This window comes from Flavobacterium aureirubrum, from assembly GCF_038739835.1.
GTDB classification, from domain to species: domain Bacteria; phylum Bacteroidota; class Bacteroidia; order Flavobacteriales; family Flavobacteriaceae; genus Flavobacterium; species Flavobacterium aureirubrum.
The window spans coordinates 1-609 of the sequence record NZ_JBCGDO010000084.1 but is presented as its reverse complement, the minus strand read 5'-3'; the positions used below and the strand labels follow the sequence as shown (position 1 = coordinate 609).

Annotated in this window: 1 protein-coding gene; it reads left to right on the top strand. The window is 46.3% G+C overall.

Going from position 1 to position 609, the window contains the following annotated elements; genetic code table 11:
- Positions 1–34 precede the first annotated feature (34 nt).
- Positions 35–609: RCC1 domain-containing protein (locus tag WFZ85_RS16490; protein WP_413789745.1), on the top strand; the 575-nt coding region annotated here is incomplete at its 3' end.

Sequence of the window (609 nt, the reverse complement as noted above, 5' to 3'; positions counted from 1 at the left end):
GTGTGTGGGTTGTTTTTTAAATACCGTATTCCTTATGAAAACACTACTTACACTACTACTGAGTTTTATAGCACTACACAACACGGCATCTGGGCAGTGTTTTACTAAAATTAGTTCGGCATTCCGAAGCAATTATGCCCAAAAAGCAGACGGTTCCCTATGGAACTGGGGCTGGAATAGCTCTTTTCAATTGGGCAATGGCGACGACCAAACCGTATTTATACCTACCCCAGTGATGATTACTGGAAGTGTGATGGCTTTTGAAAGTGGGCGTCTTAATACCTTTGTCATTAAAAGCGACGGCACGCTTTGGGGAGCTGGAGGCAACTCAACTGGTTACCTAGGCATAGGGTCTACCGTAGCCTCTCCCTTTTTTGTACAAATAGGTACTGCTACCAACTGGCGGCAGATAGAGTCAGGGATTCTTTTCAGCTTTGGCATCAGGACAGACAACACGCTCTGGGGATGGGGGCAAAACAACGAGTACCAAATGGGGAACAACACCTGCTGTGCCAATCAGTTGACCCCCATTCAAATAGGCACCGACAGCGATTGGAAACAAGTGAGCGCTTGCTCCACTACATCTGCGGTTCTTGCACTGAAAAATAA